The 16,864-nt window shown below is 69.6% G+C and carries 16 protein-coding genes; 4 read left to right on the top strand and 12 right to left on the bottom strand.

Annotated features, from left to right (window positions below):
• Positions 1-9: 9 nt before the first annotated feature.
• From trmB to tsaB, 12 genes are all read right to left on the bottom strand, one after another.
• Positions 10-768, bottom strand: a complete 759-nt coding sequence (gene trmB, locus HND91_RS17810) for a tRNA (guanine(46)-N(7))-methyltransferase TrmB (protein ID WP_181707954.1) — start codon at positions 766-768, stop codon at positions 10-12.
• A 77-nt stretch (positions 769-845) separates the two neighbouring features.
• Positions 846-2,024 (bottom strand): methionine adenosyltransferase, encoded by a 1,179-nt coding sequence (gene metK, locus HND91_RS17805; protein WP_181707953.1) that lies wholly within the window; start codon positions 2,022-2,024, stop codon positions 846-848.
• A 149-nt stretch (positions 2,025-2,173) separates the two neighbouring features.
• Positions 2,174-2,587 (bottom strand): helix-turn-helix domain-containing protein, encoded by a 414-nt coding sequence (locus HND91_RS17800; RefSeq protein ID WP_181707952.1) that lies wholly within the window; start codon positions 2,585-2,587, stop codon positions 2,174-2,176.
• Positions 2,588-2,743: 156 nt separating this feature from the next.
• Positions 2,744-4,348, bottom strand: coding sequence for an apolipoprotein N-acyltransferase (lnt, locus tag HND91_RS17795; RefSeq protein WP_181707951.1), 1,605 nt, complete (start codon positions 4,346-4,348; stop codon positions 2,744-2,746).
• A 90-nt stretch (positions 4,349-4,438) separates the two neighbouring features.
• On the bottom strand, positions 4,439-5,470 hold the full coding sequence (locus HND91_RS17790) for a hemolysin family protein (RefSeq protein WP_181707950.1): 1,032 nt from the start codon (positions 5,468-5,470) through the stop codon (positions 4,439-4,441).
• Positions 5,467-6,027, bottom strand: a complete 561-nt coding sequence (ybeY, locus tag HND91_RS17785) for an rRNA maturation RNase YbeY (RefSeq protein ID WP_181707949.1) — start codon at positions 6,025-6,027, stop codon at positions 5,467-5,469. Before ybeY ends, HND91_RS17790 begins: the two co-directional genes overlap by 4 nt.
• Positions 6,024-7,037 carry a PhoH family protein gene (locus HND91_RS17780; RefSeq protein ID WP_210272777.1) on the bottom strand — a complete coding sequence of 338 codons (1,014 nt, stop codon included), beginning with the start codon at positions 7,035-7,037 and terminating at the stop codon, positions 6,024-6,026. The genes ybeY and HND91_RS17780 overlap by 4 nt, the downstream gene beginning before the upstream one ends.
• Positions 7,038-7,101: 64 nt before the next feature.
• Positions 7,102-8,553 carry a tRNA (N6-isopentenyl adenosine(37)-C2)-methylthiotransferase MiaB gene (miaB, locus tag HND91_RS17775; RefSeq protein WP_181707948.1) on the bottom strand — a complete coding sequence of 484 codons (1,452 nt, stop codon included), beginning with the start codon at positions 8,551-8,553 and terminating at the stop codon, positions 7,102-7,104.
• 104 nt (positions 8,554-8,657) lie between these two features.
• Positions 8,658-9,446, bottom strand: a complete 789-nt coding sequence (gene olsA, locus HND91_RS17770; RefSeq protein ID WP_181707947.1) for a lyso-ornithine lipid O-acyltransferase — start codon at positions 9,444-9,446, stop codon at positions 8,658-8,660.
• Between the two features lie 10 nt (positions 9,447-9,456).
• Complete coding sequence (locus tag HND91_RS17765; RefSeq protein WP_425485486.1) at positions 9,457-9,894, bottom strand: Fur family transcriptional regulator; 438 nt, start codon at positions 9,892-9,894, stop codon at positions 9,457-9,459.
• A 66-nt stretch (positions 9,895-9,960) separates the two neighbouring features.
• A complete protein-coding gene (locus tag HND91_RS22480; RefSeq protein ID WP_181707946.1) occupies positions 9,961-10,449 on the bottom strand; it encodes a GNAT family N-acetyltransferase in 489 nt (162 codons plus the stop codon).
• Positions 10,446-11,159, bottom strand: a complete 714-nt coding sequence (gene tsaB, locus HND91_RS17755; RefSeq protein ID WP_181707945.1) for a tRNA (adenosine(37)-N6)-threonylcarbamoyltransferase complex dimerization subunit type 1 TsaB — start codon at positions 11,157-11,159, stop codon at positions 10,446-10,448. Before tsaB ends, HND91_RS22480 begins: the two co-directional genes overlap by 4 nt.
• 117 nt (positions 11,160-11,276) lie before the next feature.
• On the opposite strand from tsaB, the gene HND91_RS23250 reads away from it, so the two are divergent.
• The 4 genes from HND91_RS23250 (at position 11,277) to HND91_RS17735 (ending at position 16,825) form a co-directional block, all read left to right on the top strand.
• On the top strand, positions 11,277-12,431 hold the full coding sequence (locus HND91_RS23250; RefSeq protein ID WP_343057392.1) for a class I SAM-dependent methyltransferase: 1,155 nt from the start codon (positions 11,277-11,279) through the stop codon (positions 12,429-12,431).
• Between the two features lie 101 nt (positions 12,432-12,532).
• Entirely contained in the window at positions 12,533-13,402 is an 870-nt protein-coding gene (locus HND91_RS17745; RefSeq protein WP_181707944.1) for a TrmH family RNA methyltransferase, read from the top strand.
• Positions 13,403-13,498: 96 nt separating this feature from the next.
• Complete coding sequence (locus HND91_RS17740) at positions 13,499-15,514, top strand: capsular polysaccharide biosynthesis protein (RefSeq protein WP_181707943.1); 2,016 nt, start codon at positions 13,499-13,501, stop codon at positions 15,512-15,514.
• Between the two features lie 144 nt (positions 15,515-15,658).
• Positions 15,659-16,825: a polysaccharide biosynthesis/export family protein gene (locus tag HND91_RS17735; protein WP_343057390.1), complete on the top strand. Its 1,167-nt coding sequence runs from the start codon at positions 15,659-15,661 to the stop codon at positions 16,823-16,825.
• Positions 16,826-16,864 lie beyond the last annotated feature (39 nt).

Here is a 16,864-nt window from a genome sequence, read left to right as displayed (position 1 = left end):
GCCTCCCACCTATGACGGGTCGCGCGACCGAAGGGTATCGTTGAATTCATCAAACGCCATGCGATCTCCATCCGGCTCCCACCGGAACGTCAGGTAGGCGGGCACACGGCCCTCCCGGATCGCCTTGGCCTCGTAGCGCGTTCCGGGCCAGCCCGTCCAGGGCTGGCGCCAATCCTGCGGCCGGGTCGCGGTCCAGCGGAAGCCCGGGACTCGGCGCGTTTCGAACAGCGTCCAGTCCACATAGCTCTCGATGTCGGACGCGAAGTGGAATTCGCCGCCGGGCCGCAGCACCCGGGCGAACCGCGCGAGGGTGTCGGGGCCGACGAAGCGGCGCTTCCAGTGGCGCTTCTTCGGCCATGGGTCCGGATAGAGGAGGACGATCCGCTGCAGCGACGCGGACGGCAGCCAGTCCAGCACCGCGATGGCGTCGCGGTCGCTGAGCCGCACGTTCGCGAGGCCGCGCTCCTCGATCAGGCCGAGGGCCTTCACCATGCCGTTGACGAAGGGCTCCACTCCGATGAAGCCCACGTCCGGCCGCTCGGCCGCCCGATGGGCCAGGTGTTCGCCGCCGCCGAAGCCGATCTCCAGCCGGATCTCCGTCGGGGCGTGCCGGAAGAGCGCGCCGAGGTCCGTCGGCGCCGGTTCGTGGAGCGGCACCGCCAGCCGGGGCAGAAGCTGCCGGAGCCGCTCCGCCTGACCCGCCCGCAGGGCCTTGCCCTTGCGACGACCGAAGAAGGCGGCGTCGCGCGCGTCCTCGAGAGGCGTCATCACTGCGCTGTCTTTCATTGGATCTTCAGACCGGAGGACGCCGGCGCCGGACGACCGGCTGCCGGCGTCCGGCCGCGTCAGAGCAGGGCCGAGCGGAGCGTGTCCACCAGGTCGAGCCGCTCCCAGGAGAAGCCGCCGTCCTCGTCGGCCGGGCGGCCGAAATGGCCGTAGGCGGAGGTGCGGGCGTAGATCGGCCGGTTCAGGCCGAGCCGTTCGCGGATGCCCCGCGGGCTGAGCCGGACGACGTCCTTGTCGGCCAGCACGGCTTCCAGCCGGGCCGGATCGACCACGCCGGTGTCGTGGAGGTCCACATAGATGGACAGCGGTTCGGACACGCCGATCGCGTAGGACACCTGGATGGTGGCCTTCTCGGCGAGGCCGGCCGCGACCACGTTCTTGGCGAGCCACCGGGCCGCGTAGGCGGCGGAGCGGTCCACCTTGGTGGGGTCCTTGCCCGAGAAGGCGCCGCCGCCGTGCGGGGCTGCGCCGCCGTAGGTGTCCACGATGATCTTGCGGCCGGTCAGGCCGGCGTCGCCGTCCGGACCGCCGATCACGAACTTGCCGGTCGGGTTCACGTGCCAGACCGTGTCGGCGGTGATCCAGCCGTCCGGCAGGGTCTCGCGGATGTAGGGCGCCACGATCGCCCGCACGTCCTCGGACGTCAGCGACGCGTCCAGGTGCTGGGTCGACAGCACGATGGAGGTCGCCTCCACGGGCTTGCCGTTCGCGTACCGCAGAGTGACCTGGCTCTTCGCGTCGGGACCGAGCCTCGGCTCCTCGCCGGATTTGCGCGCGTCCGCGAGCCGCTTCAGGATCCGGTGCGCGTAGAAGATCGGGGCGGGCATCAGCTCCGGGGTCTCCCGGCAGGCGTAACCGAACATGATGCCCTGGTCGCCGGCACCCTCGTCCTTGTTGCCGGACGCGTCGACGCCCTGGGCGATGTCAGACGACTGCTGGTGCAGCAGCACGTCGATCTTGGCGGTCTCCCAGTGGAAGCCGTCCTGTTCGTAGCCGATGTCCCGGATGGCCGCGCGGGCGAGCCGCTCGATCACCTCCGGCGTGATCGAGTCGGGGCCACGCACCTCGCCGGCGATGACGACCCGGTTGGTGGTGGCCAGCGTCTCTGCCGCAACCCGCGCTTCGGGTTCGGCCGACAGGTAGGCGTCGACGATGGTGTCGGAGATCCGGTCGCACACCTTGTCCGGGTGGCCTTCGGATACGGATTCGCTTGTGAAGAGATAGTCGCGACGAGCCATTAGGGAGACACCCCTCAAAGTAAAGGAAATGGCGGCACTCGCGGGTGCCGGCCACGGCGTCTCCGTTGTCGCAAGCAGTCCCCGAAATAGCAAGCCGCGTGCGCCCTCCGGACCGGTGGTCGCACGCGGCTCGGCCGGAACGCCATCCCTCAGGCGACGCTTTCCTCCTCGCCGGCGAGCGATTGCACCAGGTCCACAATCCGGCGGCGGACCCTCGGATCCTTGATGCGCACGAACGCCTTGTTGAGCGACAGGCCCTCGGAGCTCGACAGGAAGTCGACCACGTAGGAATGGGACTGTTCGCCGAAGCCGATAGCCTCCTCCGGAGACCCCGGCGCATCCTCGAAAAAGAAGGACACCGGCACCTTGAGAACGGTGGCGATGTGCTGGAGCCGGCTCGCGCCGACCCGGTTCGTGCCCTTCTCGTATTTCTGAATTTGCTGAAACGTGATGCCGAGCGCCTCGCCCAGCTTTTCCTGGCTCATCCCCAACATCATGCGACGAAGGCGGACGCGGCTTCCGACATGCACGTCAATCGGGTTTGGTGATTTCTTGCTGGCCATGTGTTTCTCGTTAGCGGTTAGACTTCTCGCGAAGTCCTTCTTGTTTTCGCGACGGGGGGAGCGGTCCTGGTCATGGTGCCCTCCGGCGCTGTCGACACGGCAGTTTTGACTTTTTCATGCCGACAATAGCAATTGTCCGCCTGGGTTTAGTCCGTGTCAACGCTTCCACGCATGCTTGCGCCCCCCGAGCGCAACCAAAATGACCGAAATTACGTAGAACGTTAATAAAAAATGTGAGCCATAGTCAGAAAAAAACGGGGTCCCCACCGCCGCAGGGAGGCCGTAGTCGAGAACTCCGCGCTCTCCAAGAGGGAGAAGGGCGAGATATCGGCCGAACGGATCGATAACCGCAGATATTCCCGTGTTGGCTGCGCGCACCACGGGCAGGCCTTCCTCGATTGCACGCAGCCGCGCCATGTCCAGGTGCTGGAAGGGTCCGAACGTGTAGCCGAACCAGGCGTCGTTGGTCAGGTTGAAGAGCACGTCCGGCCGCTCCGGCGCGGTCACCCGGCCGGAGAAGATGATCTCGTAGCAGACCAGGATGCCGGCTTTCAGGCCCGACGGACCGACCGGCAGGGTTCGGAGGCCCGGGCCCGCCGAGAAGCCCCCGATGGTGCTGGCCAGTTGGCGCAGGCCCACCGCCTCCGCCAGGGACTGCAGCGGAAGATATTCGCCGAACGGCACCAGGTGGACCTTGTCGTAGGCGCCCGCGATCCGGCCGGCGTCGTCCACCGCGTAGACGCTGTTGTAGAAGCGCCGCCGGTCGGCGCCGAGCTCCATGCGCGGCGCCCCGGTCACCAGGGTGGTTCCGGTCGGCAGCATGTCGGCGATGCGGGCGAGCGCGTCCGGCTCCTCGGTGAGGAAGAAGGGCAGCGCGGTCTCCGGCCAGAGGATGTGGCTGAAGCTCATGGCGCCGAGGCGCTCCGGGTCCGTCCTCTGGTCGGAGAGCGCCAGGTAGGTGTCGAGGGTCCGCTGGCGGACCTCCGGGTCCCACTTCTGCGACTGGTCCACGGCGGGCTGGACGATCCGGAAACGGACGCCGTCCACGAGGCCCTCGCCCGGCCCGGGCGCGCCGGCGAGCCGGTAGGTGCCGTAGCCGACCACGCCCACCACGAGGGCGACCGCGGTCGCCAGCACGCCCATGCGGGCGCGCGGGGCGGTCTCGTCCAGAAGCAGGACCGGCGCGGCGAATACCAGGATCCCGAGGGCCGTCAGCCCGTAGACGCCGACAAGGCTCGCCGCCTGGGCGGTCACGTCCGTGAAGGCGGCCGCCTGGCCGATCAGGTTCCACGGAAAGCCGGTGAGCACGTGGCCGCGAAGCCATTCCGCGGCGCTGAGGCCGATCGCCAGGGACAGCACCCGCCAGGGGCTGTCGATCCACAACAGCCGGGCGACCGTCGCCCCGAGGGCGTGGAAGAGGGCAAGGCCCGCCGGCAGCGCCACCACGGCGACGGGCATCAGCCAGCCGAACGTCTCCGCCTCCACCAGGAAGGCGGCGCCGATCCACCACAGGCCGGCCAGGAAATAGCCGAAACCGAACCACCAGCCGACGGCGGCCGCCGGCCGGAGCCGGCGAATCCCGCGCCGCCCGGGCGCGACCGCGCCGTCGAGAAGGAGCACGAGCGTCGGCAGGGTGAGGAAGAGCACCGGCGCCAGGTGCACCGGCGCCTGCGCCAGGGACGATGCCGCGCCGGCCCCGAACGCCAGGGCCACCCGGCCCCAGCCCCAGGACAGAATGACGGCCTCAGCGATGGACCGCATCGAGGCTCCTTTGCTTGACCGCGAATCACCCCTGCGGCGGGAGGAGGGTTGTCGCGCCGCGCGACGACGGTCAAGCGAGGGAGCGTCCGATCAGGCGTCCGCCGGCCGCGGCTCGGCCGGCCTCGCCCGTCCGGCCCCGCCGGGCGCCGGGATGATCCTTACCGACCGCAGCCGGCGGGGGTCCGCCTCCAGCACCTCGATGGTGAAGCCCGGCAGGTCCTCCGAGGTGACGACCTCCCCGCTGGCCGGAATGCGGCCGAGCAGGGCGAAGACGAGGCCGCCGAGGGTGTCCGCCTCGTCGTCGAAGTCGTCCGGCACGAAGCCCGGGATGGCCTCCGACACCGTGTCGAGGTCGGCGCGCGCATCGGCCAGGAAGCTGCCGTCGTCGGCCGCCACGATGAGCGGGTCGTCCGTCTCGTCATGCTCGTCGTCGATCTCGCCGACGATGGTCTCCACCAGGTCCTCGATGGAGACGAGGCCGTCCGTGCCGCCGTACTCGTCGATCACCAGGGCCATCTGGGTCCGTGCCGCCTGCATCTTGGCCAGGAGGTCGGTCGCCGGCATGGAGGGTGGAACGAAGAGGACGGGCCGCAGCAGCTGCGCGTCCTCCAGCGTCCGGGCGAGGTCCACGGCGCCGAGGTCGAGCGGACCGGCCTCCGTGTCCGCGCCCTGCCGGGCCGCGATCACCAGATGGGTCATCAGGTCCTTGATGTGGACCATCCCGAGGGCGTCGTCGAGCGTCTCCCGGTAGACCGGCATGCGCGAGTGGCCGGAGTTCTCGAAGATCCTGAGCAGGTCCGTCAGCGTGACGTCGTGCGGCACGGCCAGGATGTCGGCCCGCGGCACCATCACGTCGTCGACCCGGGTCTCCCGCAGGCGGAGGATGTTCCGGATCATCGCCCGCTCCTCGGGCGAGAAGGCCGCGTCCAGCGCGTTGTCGCGGCTGAGGGCCTCTTCCAGGTTCTGCCGGAGGGAGACGGCCCGGAAGCCGAAGGCCTCGCGCAGGCGGTCGAGCCAGCCGGAATGCGGAAGCGGCGTTCCGTTCTGGTCCGTCGGGGAAAGGCTCGCCGGCGGGGAGAGAACGGGCACCGCGGGTGTACTCTGCGTATCGGGGTCGGTCATGGATCCTTCGCTCGTGGGGCGCTGTCCGTCGAACCGTCTCCTTGGCCGCCCCGGCCGCCGTCCGCCGCGACGGGCGGGTCGGCATAAGGATCCGGTATGCCGAGGGTCGCCAGGATCGCCGTTTCCAGCGCCTCCATCTCGGCGGCCTCCTCGTCCTGCACGTGGTCGTACCCGATCAGGTGAAGCAACCCGTGCACGATCATGTGGGTCAGATGATGACTGAAAGGAACGTCCTCGTCGACCGCTTCGCGCTCCACGGTCTCCCGGGCCACCACGATGTCGCCGAGAAGAGGGCCGTAGGCGTCCGCGTCCGGGTCGTCCTGCGGGAAGGAGAGGACGTTGGTCGGCTTGTCGAAGCCGCGATGCTGCCGGTTGAGGACGCGGATGTGCGCGTCGTCGGTGAGGAGCACCGACACTTCCGACTGGTCCAGGATCTCCGCGTCCGCCATGGCGGCCGTCGCCTGCACGGCCCGATCCACCAGGCGCTGCAGCAGGGCCTCGTCGCCCCAGGCGCCGGCCTCGACGCGGATGTCCGCCAGGAGGGTCGGGGTGGTCACGCGGGGGCCTTCCGGGCGATCAGCTTCTCCCGGCCGTCGTCGTCATAGGCCTTGACGATCCGGGCGACGAGTTCGTGGCGCACCACGTCCTCGTGGCTGAAGGTCACCTGCACGACGCCGGGCACGTCGCGCAGGATGCGGGTCGCCTCCACGAGGCCGGAGGTCTGGCCCGGCGGCAGGTCCACCTGGGTCGGATCGCCGGTGACGATCATCTTCGATCCGTCGCCGAGGCGGGTGAGGAACATCTTCATCTGCATGGACGTGGTGTTCTGCGCCTCGTCCAGGATGACGGCCGCGTTGGCGAGCGTGCGGCCGCGCATGAAGGCGAGCGGCGCCACCTCGATGGCGCCCGAGGTGAGCGCGCGCTCCACCTTGTCCGGCGGCATCATGTCGTAGAGGGCGTCGTAGAGCGGCCGCAGGTAGGGGTCGATCTTCTCGCGCATGTCGCCCGGCAGGAAGCCGAGCCGCTCGCCCGCCTCCACGGCCGGACGGGACAGGATCAGGCGCGCCACGTCGCCGCGCTCCAGGAGCGCGGCCGCGTAGGCGACCGCCAGATAGGTCTTGCCGGTGCCGGCGGGGCCGAGGCCGAACACCAGGGAGGACCGCTCCATGGCGCGGATGTAGGCATCCTGCGCCGGGTTGCGGGCGACGACCGTCTTCCGCCGGGTGGCGATCTGGGCGAGCTTCAGCCGCGTCTTCGGCTCCAGCGTCGGCAGGGCGAGCTGGCCGTCGAGGGTGATGGCCATCCGGATCGCCCCCTCCACGTCGCCGCCGGTGACCTCCTGGCCGGTCTGCAGCCGGGCATAGAGGGCCTCCAGCACGTCGCGCGCGCGGGCGCAGGCCTCGTGCGGCCCGCGGATCGTCACCTGATTGCCGCGGGCGGTGGTGTCCACCCCGAGCCGCTGCTCGATCAGGGCGAGATGCTGGTCGAACTGCCCGTAGAGGTCGCCGATCAGGCGATTGTCGTCGAAGACGAGGACGACATGGGTCATGTCCGAAGCGTGGGTCATGCGCTCTCCGGTCCGGAGGAAGAACGGGTCGAAACGGGCCGCCGGCCGCCCGGCGGCAAAACCGTCATGCCGAAAGCCGAACGGCAGGGGACGCGCCCGGTTCCGCCCCATCGGACGGAACCACGTCGCCGTTGAGGCTGTGCCGCCCGGTCGACGTGATGGCGACGGGCGCGATGGAGCCGATGAGGCCGGCGGGCGCGGTCACGTGCACCGGGTGGAGATAGGGCGACCGGCCGACCAGCTGGCCGGGCAGCCGGCCCGCCTTCTCCAGGAGCACCGGCAGGGTGCGGCCGACGAGGCCCGCCGCGAACCGGCGCTCCTGGTCGTCAATGAGGGCCTGCAGCCGGTGGAGCCGCTCGGTCTTCACCGTCTCCGGCACCTGGCCGTCGAGGTCGGACGCCGGGGTGCCGGGGCGCGGCGAATACTTGAACGTGAAGCAGCCCGCGTAGCCGACTGCCCGGACGAGCGCGAGCGTCGCCTCGAAGTCCGCGTCCGTCTCGCCCGGGAAGCCCACGATGAAGTCGCCGGAGAGGGCGATGTCCGGCCGGGCCGCGCGGATCCGCTCCACGAGGCGCAGGTAGTCGTCCGCCGTGTGCCTCCGGTTCATGGCGGCGAGGATCCGGTCCGAGCCCGACTGCACCGGCAGGTGCAGGTAGGGCATCAGCTGGGGCAGGTCGCGGTGGGCGCCGATCAGGTCCTCGCCCATGTCGCGCGGGTGGCTGGTGGTGTAGCGCAGGCGGTCGAGCCCAGGAATGCGGGCGAGCGCCCGGATCAGGCGGGCGAGGGTCCAGTCGTCCCCGTCCTCGCCCTCGCCGTGGTAGGCGTTGACGTTCTGGCCGAGGAGGGTGACCTCGCGCACGCCCGCGGCGACCAGCGCCCGCGCCTCGGCGAGCACCTTGCCGGCCGGCCGGGACACCTCCGCGCCGCGCGTGTAGGGAACGACGCAGAAGGTGCAGAACTTGTCGCAGCCCTCCTGGACGGTCAGGAAGGCGGTCACCCCGCGCGACCGGGTGCGCTCCGCGCTGACCGGCGGCAGGCTGTCGAACTTGTCCTCGATGGGAAAGTCCGTCGCCACCACCTTGGCCGGCGCCGCGGTCTTGAACGGCGCGGCCGCCTCGGCGAGGTCGCTCGGCCGCTCGCCGCGGGCCGCCCGGTCGATCAGGTCCGGCAGGCGGTGGTAGGCCTGGGGGCCGAACACCATGTCGACCACCGGCGCCCGGCGGATGATCTCCTCGCCCTCCGCCTGCGCCACGCAGCCGGCGACGGCCACCATGGTGGCCTGTCCCGCCGCCCGGCGCTCCGCCTTCACCTGGCGGATCCGGCCGAGCTCGGAATAGACCTTCTCGGCGGCCTTCTCGCGGATGTGGCAGGTGTTCAGGATGATGAGATCCGCGGCCTCGATGACGTCGGTCTGCCGGTATCCGAGCGGCGCCAGGCTGTCCGACATGCGATCGCTGTCGTAGACGTTCATCTGGCAGCCGTAGGTCTTGATGTAGACGGTCTTCTCAGCGGTCACGGTCGAAGTCTTGCGCTCCGGATGGGATGCCCGGGCCGGGCCGGCATGAGAAAGACCTCTACCCCTTTTCCGCCCTGATGAGAATAGCGGCGCCGGCGACCGTGTCAGCCGCCCCGGCGCAGGGCCTCCGACAGGAGCGTGCGCACCGCCGCCTCCGCCGCGGCGGTCACGCGCTTGCGGTCGCCGTCCCGGTCGAACGGGATCGGGTCGCCGAACGACACGACCGCGTCCACCGCGCCCTCCCGGACGATGGCCATCAGGTGCGGCGGCAGGTCCTGGTCGCCGATCCACGACACGTGCGCCCGCCCGAGCCGCCCCATGGGCAGGCCGTGCAGGCGCGTGTACGCGATGGCGACCGGCTGGACCAGAACGTGGCTGTGGCCGCCCGCGTCCACCGCCGCCCGCGCCGCCCCGAGGAGCGCGGAGCGGAACGGCAGGATCTGGTTGCCGTCGCCCGTGGTGCCCTCGGCGAACAGCACCATGGCGTCGCCGTCCGCGAGCCGCTCCGCGATCGCCGCCGCCTGGTCCCTGGTCTGGGTCCGGCGCTGCCGGTCGACGAACACCGTGCGCTGGAGCTTCGCCAGGAGCCCGAACAGCGGCCAGTCCGCCACCTCGCTCTTGGCGATGAAGGAGAGCGGCATCAGGGAGCCGAGCACCACGATGTCGATCCAGGACACGTGGTTGGCGGTGATCAGCAGCGGCCGATCCGGAGCCGGCCGGCCGCGCACCGCGACCCGCACGCCAAGCGCCCGGCAGGCGGCCCGGTGGAACACCATCGGCAGCCGGTGGCCGATGCGCCAGTCGAACCGGATCGCCAGCCACTGGACCGGCATCAGCGCGAGCGTGAGGAGCACGAGCGGGCCGAGCGCGAGGACGGGGCGGAGGCGCGCCATCAGCGTCCGGTCAGCGCCGCGGCTTGTCGTCGAGCGGCACGGCGTAGAGCTCCAGCCGGTGGTCCACCAGCCGGTAGCCGAGCCGCTCCGCGATCACCTCCTGCAGGGCCTCGATGTCCTCGCTGCGGAACTCGATCACGCGGCCCGAGCGCAGGTCGATCAGGTGGTCGTGGTGCTCGTCCGGCACGGTCTCGTAGCGCGACCGGCCGTCGCGGAAGTCGTGGCGGGCGATGATGCCGGCGTCCTCGAACAGCTTCACGGTGCGGTAGACGGTGGAGATGGAGATGTTCTGGTCGATCGCCGAGGCCCGCCGGTAGACCTCCTCCACGTCCGGATGGTCCGTGGAGGACTCCAGCACGCGCGCGATCACGCGGCGCTGGTCCGTCATCCGCATGCCCTTGGCGACGCAGACCTCCTCCAGGGGCGTGGTTTTGCTCGCGTCGGTCACCGGATCACGTCCTGCTTCGTCGGCCGCCGTCGCCAAGGTCCGGCCGGATCGTCACGTGGTCTGCGCTTAAGTGAGATCGGCCCGCATGACAAGGGCCGTCGCCGGGGGCGCGCTCCCCTTGGCGTAGTAGTTGGGACGCGAGCCGACCACCTTGAAGCCGACCGCCTTGTAGAGCCGGCAGGCGGGGCCGTTGGTCTCGTCCACCTCCAGGAAGAGCGAGCGGATCCGGTCGTGGTAGAGCCGGCGCAACGCGTGGTCGATGAGCCGGCGGCCGAGCCCCTTGCCCCGGTGCCTGGGCGTGACTGCGATGGTGAGCACCTCCGCCTCGTCGCCCGCCGCCCGGATCATCACGAAGCCGACCGGCCGGCGCGACCCGAACGGCACGCCGCGCCGGGCCACGAAGGTGAACACCCCGGACTGGACGAGCAGGGCCTCGACCTCGGCGGCGTGCCAGCCCCGGTGGAAGGCGGTCGCGTGGATGTCCGCGAGGTCGTCCACGTCGCCGAGACGCGCCTCGTCGATCACCGCCGGATAGGGATCGTACCAGAGGATCACGAGCGTCCTCCAGAGGCCGGGCCGGCCGGAGCCGCGGCGAGCAGAAGCCCGGCGATCGCCGCCGGCGGCTTGGCGTCCGGCGGCCGCAGGTAGGCAGGCTCGGGCCGGTTCGTCGCCGGGTCCAGCGTGGCGCCGAGCCGGGCGATCGCCCGCGGGTCCGGGCCGGCGAGGGGGATCAGTTCCGGACGCCGGGCGCCCGCCTGGACCGCCTGGTGGCCGATGATCGGCGCGCCCGAGCCGATCGCCACCGCCGCCCGGTCCGCGACCGCGTGGAGCACCGCCTCGGCGGAGGCGGCGAACGGCGCGAGAAGCGGCGTGCCGTCCGGCCCGTAGAGGGCCGCGTAGAGCTCGCCCCGCCGGGCGTCCACCGCCGCGAGCACCGGTCCCGTCGGCCGCTCCGGCACCGAGGCGGCGAGCGCCCGGAGCGTGCCGACGCCGACCACGGGCTTTCCGAGCGCGAGCCCGAGCCCGCGGGCGGCCGACAACGCGATCCGGATGCCGGTGAAGCTGCCCGGCCCGACCGCGACCGCGATCCTGTCGAGCGCGTCGAGCGAAACGCCCGCCTCCCGCAGCACGGCCTCCACCATCGGGAACAGGCGTTCCGCGTGCCCCCGGTCCATCCGGTCCACCGCGGCCGCGTCGATCCGCCGGCCGTCGCCGACGGCGACGGCGGTCTGGTCGAGGGCTGTGTCGAGGGCGAGAACGAGCATGGGCGAGGCTTACGGGATCGGAACGGCATCTGTCGAGCCCGGCTTCAATCCCGTGCCCTGCGGTGTATAACGACCGCAGACGCGCCCTGCCGCAAGACTGCTTTGGAGTGATGCCTCGTGCCGAAGTCCCGTCCCCCCGGCCGTGCCGCGCCCCCGCCCGGGCGCCGGGACGACAGGAGCCAGCGCGCGCCCGCGCCGCGGGCGGAGGCGCGTCCGGGCCAGGGCGCCAAGCCGGCGCCGCGGGACGCCGCCCCGGCCCGCCGCACGCCGGAGGCCGATCGAGGGCCCGCCCGTCCGGCCGGCGCGAGCGAGCCGAAGCGACCGGTGCCGCGCCCGCTCGGCCCGCGCCGGGCGGCCGAGACCATCGGCGTCATGCTGGAGACGGAAGGCTGGGACGCCTACCAGCTGCTCGATTCCGGCGAGGGCGCCAAGCTGGAGCGCTATGGGGCGCTCACGGTCGTCCGGCCCGAGCCGCAGGCCATGTATCCGCGCCGTCTGCCCGAGGCCGCCTGGGCCGCCGCCGGCGCCGCCTTCACCGGCGACGTGGAGGAGGAGGGGCCGGGCCGCTGGCGCCTCGCCGACGGGATCGGCGACAGCTGGGAGATGGCCGTGATGGGCATTCCCTTCGCGTGCCGGCTCACCTCCTTCCGGCACGTCGGCGTCTTCCCCGAACAGGTGGCCCACTGGACCTACATGGCGGACCGGCTGCGCGCTCTGTCGGCGACGCGGACGGAGCGGCCGCAACTCCTGAACCTGTTCGGCTACACCGGCCTCGCCTCCCTGATCGCCGCCTCGGCCGGCGCCGACGTGACCCATGTGGACGCGTCGAAGAAATCCGTCGCCTGGGGGCGCGAGAACCAGGCCCTTGCCGGCCTCGACGCGGCCCCGATCCGCTGGATCGTGGACGACGCGGTGACGTTCGCCGAGCGCGAGGTGCGCCGGGGCCGGCAGTATGACGGCATCCTCCTCGACCCGCCGCGCTTCGGCCGCGGCCCGGACGGCGAGGTCTGGGACCTGACCGAGGACCTGCCGCACATGCTGGACCTCGTCCGCCGGATCCTGAAGCCGGGCCCGTCCTTCCTGGTCCTCACCGCCTATGCGATCCGGGCGTCCTTCCTGTCCATCCACGAACTCACCGCCGATCTCCTGGGCGACCGGCCGGGGACGATCCGCTCCGGCGAACTGGTGCTGCGCGAGACCGGCCTGCCCGGACAGCCCGGCCGCCGGCTCTCCACCTCCATGTTCACCCGCTTCGAGGGAGAGGCCCCATGACCGACCGCCGCGACGACCGCCGCCCAGGGATCGGTGAAGCGGATCCCGTCTCTGGCAAACCCGATCGGTCACGGCCTGCGCCGCTTCGAGGGAGAGGCCCCATGAGCGACCGCCGCGACGCGCACGGCCGCGACGACCGCCGCCCGGCCATCGCCGCCCCGGGATCGGTGAAGCAGATCACGTCGCTCACCAATCCGATCGTGAAGGACATTCGCGGTCTCGCGCTGAAGAAGCACCGGGAGGAGACCGGCCTTTTCCTCGGCGAGGGACTAAAGCTCGTGACCGACGCCCTGGAGGAGGGCTGGCCCGTGCACACCATCCTGTTCGCCGCCGCCACGCGCGGCCAGGAGGCGGTGATGCGGGCCGCCGCCACCGTGCACGCCCGCGGCGGCATGGTGCTGGACGTTTCCGAACAGGTGCTCGGCAAGATCACCCGGCGCGACAATCCGCAGATGGTGGTGGGCGTCTTCCGCCAGAAGCTGACGCCGCTCGCCGAGGTGCGCCCGCGCGAGGGCGACATCTGGGTGGCGCTCGAACAGGTCCGCGATCCGGGCAACCTCGGCACGATCGTCCGCACCGCCGATTCGGTCGGCGCCAAGGGCGTGATCCTCGTCGGCGAGACCTGCGACCCCTTCTCGATGGAAGCGGTCCGGGCCACCATGGGCTCGCTTTTCCACGTTCCCCTGGTCCGCACCGGCCGCGACGCCTTCCTCGCCTGGGCGAAGACCTCCGGCGCCCGCCTGGTCGGCACGCACCTGAAGGCCACCGCCGACTACCGATCCGTGGCCTCCACCGCGCCCACCGTGCTGGTGATGGGCAACGAACAGCAGGGCCTGTCCGACGCGCTGGCCGAGGCCTGCGCCGTTCGCGTGAAGATCCCCATGTGGGGAAAGGCCGACAGCCTCAATCTGGCGGTGGCGACGGGCGTGATGCTGTATGAGTTGAGGAGGGTGGAGATTGGATCAGTCTGAGTTTGGCGGCGGCAAGGGCAAAGTTCCAGAAGCCTCGATGCGGCATTCGCGCCCAACCTGCCGCCTGACGAGCAGTTGATCGAAGGTCAACATCCTATGTCCGATACCCTTGCGATCTTCTCGTCCGGCATGTGGACGCTGAGACCCGAGATCGCGCTCTTGACAGGTATGACGCCGGTACGGGCCCGCATGGGTCTTGCCCGCGAGGCCAAAGCCGTCGCGGGATGGGGCCACAAGTCGACAGCGGACAGGGCGCGGCGCGCGGCGGCGGCGGCAGGACTACCCTACGCCGCCGTCGAAGACGGCTTCCTTCGCTCCATCCGCCCTGGCACGGGGACCCGCAGCTTCAGCTATGTAGTCGACTGGACCGGGATCTATTACGACGCATCGGCTCCTTCGGATCTGGAGCGCCTGATCGTCGAAGCAGCAGCCGAACCGGGGATCTCCGGTGATACTTTGGCGCTTCTGCGGCGCGCGCGACTGTCCAAGTACAACAGTGGTCGTCGCCTCGGGCAGGTCGAGCAGCTTTTGCCAAAAGACTTCGTTCTGGTTGTAGATCAGACTGACGGCGATGCATCAGTTGCGGGCGCGTTAGCATCAGCCTTAACTTTCGACACAATGCTTCAAGCGGCCTTGGACCGGTTCGGAAGCGATCGCACTGTGGTTAAGGTGCATCCGGACGTGACGGCGGGGTTGAAGCGCGGCTACCTCTTCGATCGCGCTCGAGACCTTGGTCTGGCGGTGCTTGATCGCGACGTCGATCCCTGGGATCTCTTCGAGCGGTGCGAAGCAGTGTTCACGGTCTCCAGTCTGATTGGCCTGGAGGCATTGATGGCCGGTGTTCCGGTCCACTGCTTCGGAGCCCCCTTCTACTCGGGATGGGGACTGACCAAGGACACAGTCGCACTACCGCGTCGGACCGCACGGCCGACCCTTGCGGGCCTGGTCGAGGCCGCCTACGGCCGTTATTGCCGGTACATCGATCCGTACTTCCGGGAAGCCTCGACGCTCCCGAATGCAGTCTCGACACTGAGCGAACTCAAGGCGCGGTTCCAGTCCGGCCCTCGGTTCGTGACAGGCGGCTTCTCCCGTTGGAGGATCGCCGCCGTCGAGCCATTTCTCGACTGCGCAGCAGGTCCGCCGATGCACCGTCGGACCATTGCCGAGGCCGAGGCGGAGGCAAAGGAAGGCCGACTCCGATTGGCCGTCTGGGGATATGGAAACGATCCGGTGGCGTCGGCATCGGTCCGGATCGAGGACGGATTTCTTCGATCGATCGGATTGGGGGTGGAGGGCGCCTACCCGGCCTCTCTCGTGCTCGATGAATACGGTCTCTACTATGATCCAGGGCGACTGAGCGGTTTCGAGGCGCTTGCGAACGGTGCGGTGCTCGATCGCGTCCTTCTGGAACGGGCCGCGGCTTTACGTGCGCGCATTGTCGCGGGCCGGCTCAGCAAATATGGCGTGGGACGATCGCTCGCCCTCCCGGGTGCGAGCGGGCGAATGCGGATCTTGGTACCTGGACAGGTGGAGACGGATGCCTCGATCCGGCTCGGCGCGATGGATGTTCGGACCAACACTGATCTTCTGAAGGCCGTCCGGCGGCAACACCCGGATGCATTCATCCTCTACAAGCCGCACCCGGACGTCGTCGCCGGCTTGCGCCGAGGCGCTGTCCCAAAGGCTGTTCTCGAAGCCACAGCGGATGAAGCGGTTTTAGAAGCCTCCATCGCCGACTGCCTGGACTGGGCGGACCGGGTGGAGACAATGACATCGCTGACGGGTTTTGAAGCTCTCCTTCGGGGGAAAGCCGTCGCCGTTCATGGGCGGCCGTTCTATGGCGGATGGGGTTTGACCGAAGATGTCGCGCCCATGCCCGATCGGCGCCAGCGCCGGCTTACGCTTGACGAACTCGTGGCGGTGGCACTCATCCTTTATCCGTCATATGTAGACCCCTTCAATCGGACGCCTTGCCCGGTCGAAGTGGTCGTGCGCCGGCTCTCCGAGCCGCCACCCGTCGAGACCGGGGCGGCGCGTCTCGAGCGCCTTGTGAGGACTCTCCGGGCTCGCATACTGAACAGGATCGCAGTTGCGTTCCCGCAATCCGATTAGGGCGGGATTGGGCCCACGGCTGGCATGATGTTGCCTTTCCGCAGCACCTCACGAGCGGCCTACGGCAGGACCGGTTGGACACTTTCTTTTCACGTCCGATCGGGTAAGGGTGACAAGTGTCTGGGTGTCGGGAAGACCTGTTTCATGATGAAGCGTTCGTATGCCGCTCTCACCGCAGCCATCTTCCTGACCAGTTGTGCCACTCTTCCCTCCAGCGGTCCTTCGGCCAGCGACATCGTCGACCGAACTGAGGATAGCGCTGCGCTCGACCGCTACGAGGTCGTGGACGTGAGCGACCGGGTGCTGGCCGCCCTTCGCTCGCGGCCCAACGAGAAGTTGGCTGGTTCTTTCGGAGGGGCTCGGGGCGGCACGTCCGACGCCATTGGAGTTGGCGACTTCGTCACAGTTACGATCTGGGAGGCCGGGAACGGTGGTCTGTTCTCCGCTCCAGTTGGCTCGGTGACCTCCGGCAACAAGAGCGTGACGATACCTGAGCAGCCCGTTACGCGAGCCGGTACGATCTCGATCCCTTACGCCGGCACGGTGACTGCCGCAGGCCGGACGCCGGAACAGGTCAAATCCAGCATCGAACAGGCGCTTTCCGGAAAGGCGATCGAGCCGCAGGTGCTCGTCAGCGTGACACGGCCGCTGTTCAACACGGCGACTGTGACCGGCGAGGTCACCAGGGGAGGGCGCGTACCGCTGTCCGCGCGCGGAGACACTATCCTGGACGTGATTGCGAGTGCTGGCGGGATCTCCGCGCCCGTGCATGAGACCTTCGTCCAGCTCCAACGCGGGCGGCAGACAATCCGGGTGCCCTTGCAGCAGGTTGTTGATAATCCGCAGGAAAACATCACTCTATCGGCCGGCGATACGCTGACCCTCACCCGTGACCCGCAGACCTTCACGGCTTTCGGCGCGACTGGCCGGAACGCCGAGATACCCTTCAGCGCCAAAGGGATCGCGCTCAACGAGGCCATCGCGAAGGCCGGCGGCCTCCTGGACAACAGGGCCGACCCATCCGGCGTTTTCCTGTTCCGGTCGGAACCGGCCGAAGTCGTCCGCCTCTACGCGCCGCAATCCCGCCTGGCGGCTCGGGGCGGTCACGTGCCGGTGGTCTACCGGCTCGACCTGCAGGACCCCAAGAACCTGTTCCTGGCCCAGAGCTTTCCGGTCTTCGACAAGGACATGCTCTACGTCAGCGCAGCTCCCGCTAACGAACTGGCCAAGTTCTTGGGAATCGTGAACCTTGCGGTAGGGACGGTGCGGTCTGGCGCGGGAACGTACACTAATTTGTCCGATGTCGAATAGCTTATGAAAATCAAATCTGTCGCTAACTTCCATGGCTTC

It is taken from the genome of Chthonobacter rhizosphaerae, from assembly GCF_013839525.1.
Lineage (GTDB): Bacteria > Pseudomonadota > Alphaproteobacteria > Rhizobiales > Pleomorphomonadaceae > Chthonobacter > Chthonobacter rhizosphaerae.
Note: the sequence above shows the minus strand (reverse complement) of the source record. Positions and strands in the feature narration are given on the sequence as shown.

Coding starts and splice junctions, on each gene's coding strand:
- trmB (WP_181707954.1), bottom strand. CDS start 768: ATGACGCCTCTCGAGGACGCGCGCGACGCCGCCTTCTTCGGTCGTCGC.
- metK (WP_181707953.1), bottom strand. CDS start 2,024: ATGGCTCGTCGCGACTATCTCTTCACAAGCGAATCCGTATCCGAAGGC.
- HND91_RS17800 (WP_181707952.1), bottom strand. CDS start 2,587: ATGGCCAGCAAGAAATCACCAAACCCGATTGACGTGCATGTCGGAAGC.
- lnt (WP_181707951.1), bottom strand. CDS start 4,348: ATGCGGTCCATCGCTGAGGCCGTCATTCTGTCCTGGGGCTGGGGCCGG.
- HND91_RS17790 (WP_181707950.1), bottom strand. CDS start 5,470: ATGACCGACCCCGATACGCAGAGTACACCCGCGGTGCCCGTTCTCTCC.
- HND91_RS17780 (WP_210272777.1), bottom strand. CDS start 7,037: ATGACCCACGCTTCGGACATGACCCATGTCGTCCTCGTCTTCGACGAC.
- olsA (WP_181707947.1), bottom strand. CDS start 9,446: ATGGCGCGCCTCCGCCCCGTCCTCGCGCTCGGCCCGCTCGTGCTCCTC.
- tsaB (WP_181707945.1), bottom strand. CDS start 11,159: ATGCTCGTTCTCGCCCTCGACACAGCCCTCGACCAGACCGCCGTCGCC.
- HND91_RS17745 (WP_181707944.1), top strand. CDS start 12,533: ATGAGCGACCGCCGCGACGCGCACGGCCGCGACGACCGCCGCCCGGCC.
- HND91_RS17740 (WP_181707943.1), top strand. CDS start 13,499: ATGTCCGATACCCTTGCGATCTTCTCGTCCGGCATGTGGACGCTGAGA.
- HND91_RS17735 (WP_343057390.1), top strand. CDS start 15,659: ATGATGAAGCGTTCGTATGCCGCTCTCACCGCAGCCATCTTCCTGACC.